Here is a 5,329-nt window from a genome sequence, read left to right as displayed (position 1 = left end):
AAAAACAAAAAAGCCCCTTCACATGAGTGAAGGGGCTTCGAGGAAGGCGGCGACCTACTCTCCCACCTGGTGTGGCAGTACCATCGGCGCAAACGGGCTTAACTTCCCTGTTCGGAATGGAAAGGGGTGTGCCCCGTCGCCATGGCCACCTAGATTTTCAATATCTTAATGTCGGTCACTTGAGCGGGCCCTGCTGAGCCTGTCGAAGTATAGCCGAAGTATGACATATGTTGGGACGGACCTTTGGCAAGGCCCAAAAAAGAGTCAACGAAGTATTGTTTTCATAAGGAACCGCGCGAGGGCGGTGCGCAAGCTTACGGGCAATTAGTACCGCTCGGCTGCATGCATCGCTGCACTTCCACCTACGGCCTATCGACGTGGTCATCTCCCACGGCCCTTTAAAGAAATCTCATCTTGTGGCGGGTTTCGCGCTTATATGCCTTCAGCGCTTATCCCATCCCGACTTAGCTACCCGGCGATGCCCCTGGCGGGACAACCGGTGCACCAGCGGTCGGTCCAGTTCGGTCCTCTCGTACTAGAACCAGATCCACTCAAATTTCTAACGCCCGCAGTAGATAGAGACCGAACTGTCTCACGACGTTCTGAACCCAGCTCGCGTGCCACTTTAATGGGCGAACAGCCCAACCCTTGGGACCTTCTCCAGCCCCAGGATGTGACGAGCCGACATCGAGGTGCCAAACCCCCCCGTCGATGTGAGCTCTTGGGGGAGATCAGCCTGTTATCCCCGGCGTACCTTTTATCCTTTGAGCGATGGCCCTTCCATGCGGAACCACCGGATCACTATGCTCTAGTTTCCTACCTGTTCGACCTGTATGTCTCACAGTCAAGCGCCCTTGTGCCATTGCACTCTGCACACGATTGCCAACCGTATTGAGGGCACCTTTAGAAGCCTCCGTTACTCTTTTGGAGGCGACCACCCCAGTCAAACTACCCACCACGCACTGTCCCCATTTCTGGGTTAGGCCCCGGACAAACGAAGGCTGGTATTTCAACAACGGATCCACACTGCCTGGCGACAGCGCTTCAAATCCTCCCAGCTATCCTACACATCCCTTGCCCAGGGTCAATACGAAGCTATAGTAAAGGTGCACGGGGTCTTTTCGTCCCACTGCGGGTAACCGGCATCTTCACCGATACTACAATTTCACCGAGATCATGGTTGAGACAGTGCCCAGATCGTTGCACCATTCGTGCAGGTCGGAACTTACCCGACAAGGAATTTCGCTACCTTAGGACCGTTATAGTTACGGCCGCCGTTTACCGGGGCTTCAGTTCAACGCTTCACCTTGCGGCTGACGTCTCCCTTTAACCTTCCGGCACCGGGCAGGTGTCAGGCCCTATACGTCATCTTTCGATTTGGCAGAGCCCTGTGTTTTTGATAAACAGTCGCCTGGGCCTATTCACTGCGGCTTACCGAAGTAAGCGACGCTTCTCCCGAAGTTACGCGTCCATTTTGCCTAGTTCCTTAACCATGAATCTCTCGAGCGCCTTAGAATTCTCATCCCGACCACCTGTGTCGGTTTACGGTACGGGCCGCAATGCTCGCTTTTCTTGGAGGCAACGCCATTGGATTATCGACGCGGCCGTGGCCTTGTCGTACTATCGCTTGCGCTTCAACGTGCTATTCCGTCAGCACGCACCAACTAAGTTGCCCCGTCACTTTTGTCGCATTGCGGGTAGCGGAATATTAACCGCTTGTCCATCCACTGCCCCTTCCGGGTTCGTGTTAGGTCCCGACTGACCCCCGGCTGATTAGCATGGCCGGGGAAACCTTGGTCTTTCGGCGTGCGGGTTTCTCGCCCGCATTATCGTTACTTATGCCTACATTTTCGTTTCCGTACGCTCCACGGGACCTCGCAGGCCCGCTTCATCGCAGAACGGAATGCTCCCCTACCACCCCTTGGGGTCCATAGCTTCGGTAATGTGCTTATGCCCGATCATTATCCATGCGGGACCGCTCGACCAGTGAGCTGTTACGCACTCTTTAAATGGATGGCTGCTTCCAAGCCAACATCCTGGCTGTCTGTGCAGTCCCACCGCGTTTTGTCAACTTAGCACATATTTGGGGACCTTAGCTGATGGTCCGGGTTCTTTCCCTCTCGGACATGGACCTTAGCACCCATGCCCTCACTGCCCTGAAACATTATATAGCATTCGGAGTTTGTCAGGAATTGGTAGGCGGTGAAGCCCCCGCATCCAATCAGTAGCTCTACCTCTATATAACTATCAGGACGCTGCACCTAAATGCATTTCGGGGAGTACGAGCTATTTCCGAGCTTGATTGGCCTTTCACCCCTACCCACAGGTCATCCCAAGACTTTTCAACGTCAACGGGTTCGGTCCTCCACTATGTGTTACCACAGCTTCAACCTGCCCATGGGTAGATCGCACGGTTTCGCGTCTACTACTACCGACTAAAGCGCCCTGTTCAGACTCGCTTTCGCTGCGGCTGCGCACCATAAGTGCTTAACCTTGCCGGTAAAAGTAACTCGTAGGCTCATTATGCAAAAGGCACGCCGTCACCGGTAAACCGGCTCCGACCGCTTGTAGGCGTATGGTTTCAGGGTCTTTTTCACTCCGTTGTTCACGGTTCTTTTCACCTTTCCCTCACGGTACTGGTACACTATCGGTCTCCCAGGAGTATTTAGCCTTGGCGGATGGTCCCGCCGGATTCACACAGGGTTTCACGTGCCCCGCGCTACTCAGGATACCACTATCTTTAACGCTCCTTGCCCGTACGGGACTGTCACCCCTATCGTGCAGCTTTCCAACTGCTTCCGGTTCGTCACGCAAAGAACATCGTGGTCCTACAACCCCAACATTGCCGAGACAACGTTGGTTTGGGCTGTTCCGATTTCGCTCGCCACTACTCTCGGAATCACTCTTGTTTTCTCTTCCTCCGCCTACTTAGATGTTTCAGTTCAGCGGGTTCGCCCACCTTGCGGTGTGACAGGCCTTCAACCTGCCGGGTTGCCCCATTCGGACACCCACGGATCAAAGCTCATGTGCAGCTCCCCGTGGATTTTCGCAGCTTATCGCGTCCTTCGTCGCCTCTGAGAGCCTAGGCATCCCCCATACGCCCTTCTTTTGCTTGTCGCACCCGTACCAAGTACGGATGCCCTCTCGTAATCCTTATATATTCTATTCTACTTCGTGTTTCTTCTTTTGACTTCGCCATGATGAACCTAATCATCACGCTCCGTCCCAATATGTCAATGAACTTTCTGGCGGGCCGCCAGCGGCGATAAAATCACCGTGGACGACTCTTGCCGTGGTGGAGAATAAGGGAGTCGAACCCTTGACCTCCTGCGTGCAAGGCAGGCGCTCTAGCCAGCTGAGCTAATCCCCCATTATCAGTGGTCAGTTAACAGTTATCAGTTAACAGTACTACATAACGGTAACCCAACACCTAGAATTTCCTATTCAATACTCTTTTAAAGAACTTTTATAAACCTTGAGCCTAAAACCCAAAACTTATAACTTGCGGCTTCGCCGCTTCCGTAGTCTCAGGCAGACTCGAACTGCCGACCTCTACATTATCAGTGTAGCGCTCTAACCAGCTGAGCTATGAGACTGTCTTGGCCTAAAAAATTGCCTGTATACCAAAAAAACATATTGTGAACGACAGCATAAAGGCAAAGGACCACCTCGTGCGGGACCCCGTTTTCCGGGCGTCTCTTTCTCTAGAAAGGAGGTGTTCCAGCCGCACCTTCCGGTACGGCTACCTTGTTACGACTTAGCCCTAGTTACCGATTTTGCCCTAGGCCGCTCCTTGCGGTGACGGACTTCAGGCACTCCCGGCTTCCATGGCTTGACGGGCGGTGTGTACAAGGCCCGGGAACGTATTCACCGGATCATGGCTGATATCCGATTACTAGCGATTCCAGCTTCACGGGGTCGAGTTGCAGACCCCGATCCGAACTGTGACCGGTTTTATAGATCCGCGCCCCCTTGCGGGGTGGCTTCCCTCTGTACCGGCCATTGTAGCACGTGTGTGGCCCAGGACGTAAGGGCCGTGATGATTTGACGTCGTCCCCACCTTCCTCACGGTTTGCACCGGCAGTCCCGTTAGAGTCCCCATCTTTACATGCTGGCAACTAACGGCAGGGGTTGCGCTCGTTATAGGACTTAACCTGACACCTCACGGCACGAGCTGACGACAACCATGCAGCACCTTGCAGGCAGTCCGAAGAAAGGGATGTCTCCACCCCATGCAGCCTGCATTTAAGCCCTGGTAAGGTTCCTCGCGTATCATCGAATTAAACCACATGCTCCACCGCTTGTGCGGGCCCCCGTCAATTCCTTTGAGTTTCATTCTTGCGAACGTACTCCCCAGGTGGGATACTTATCACTTTCGCTTGGCCACGGAGGCTTGCGCCCCCACAGCTAGTATCCATCGTTTACGGCGTGGACTACCGGGGTATCTAATCCCGTTCGCTACCCACGCTTTCGTCCATCAGCGTCAGTACATGGTTGGTCACCTGCCTTCGCGATCGGTGTTCTATGTGATATCTATGCATTTCACCGCTACACCACATGTTCCGGCAACCCCACCATGACTCAAGACCTGCAGTATCAAAGGCAATTTTATGGTTGAGCCACAAACTTTCACCCCTGACTTACAGGCCCGCCTACGGACCCTTTAAACCCAATGATTCCGGATAACGCTCGGACCCTCCGTATTACCGCGGCTGCTGGCACGGAGTTAGCCGGTCCTTATTCTTACGGTACCGTCAGCCACCTACACGTAGGTGGGTTTCTTCCCGTTTAAAAGCAGTTTACAACCCATAGGGCCGTCATCCTGCACGCGGCATGGCTGGATCAGTCTTCCGACCATTGTCCAATATTCCTCACTGCTGCCTCCCGTAGGAGTCTGGTCCGTGTCTCAGTACCAGTGTGGGGGATCCCCCTCTCAGGGCCCCTAACCATCGTCGCCATGGTGGGCCGTTACCCCACCATCAAGCTAATGGTACGCATGGCCATCCCTGTCCGATAAATCTTTAATCCACATATCATGCGATACATGGATACCATGGGGCATTAATCCAAGTTTCCCTGGGCTATTCCCCTGACAGGGGCAGGTTCCATACGCGTTCCGCACCCGTGCGCCGGTCTCAAGGGTGCAAGCACCCTCTACCCCTCGACTTGCATGTGTTAGGCCTGCCGCTAGCGTTCATCCTGAGCCAGGATCAAACTCTTCATTGTATTTCCTTGAATGTCTGTCCGACACCCGGAATAACCGAGTCCCCGCATCAAAATGGTTCTTATTCTCTTTACGCTGTCGTTACAATATGTATATGAACTTCTT

Annotated in this window: 2 tRNA genes and 3 rRNA genes; all 5 read right to left on the bottom strand. The window is 53.7% G+C overall.

From position 1 onward, the window contains the following. Positions 1–41 precede the first annotated feature (41 nt). Positions 42–153: ribosomal RNA gene (rrf, locus tag LKX84_RS17845) — 5S ribosomal RNA — on the bottom strand. A gap of 151 nt (positions 154–304) precedes the next feature. Beyond that, positions 305–3,119: ribosomal RNA gene (locus LKX84_RS17840) — 23S ribosomal RNA — on the bottom strand. A 174-nt stretch (positions 3,120–3,293) separates the two neighbouring features. After that, positions 3,294–3,370: transfer RNA gene (locus LKX84_RS17835), tRNA-Ala, on the bottom strand. A 152-nt stretch (positions 3,371–3,522) separates the two neighbouring features. Then, positions 3,523–3,596, bottom strand: a tRNA-Ile gene (locus LKX84_RS17830). 112 nt (positions 3,597–3,708) lie between these two features. After that, positions 3,709–5,226 (bottom strand): 16S ribosomal RNA (locus LKX84_RS17825). Together the 16S, 23S and 5S rRNA genes with 2 tRNA genes alongside form the textbook arrangement of a ribosomal RNA operon. Positions 5,227–5,329: the final 103 nt, after the last annotated feature.

The sequence above is a fragment of the Allomuricauda sp. M10 genome, from assembly GCF_020782875.1.
Taxonomy (GTDB): Bacteria; Bacteroidota; Bacteroidia; order Flavobacteriales; family Flavobacteriaceae; genus Flagellimonas.
Note: the sequence above shows the minus strand (reverse complement) of the source record. Positions and strands in the feature narration are given on the sequence as shown.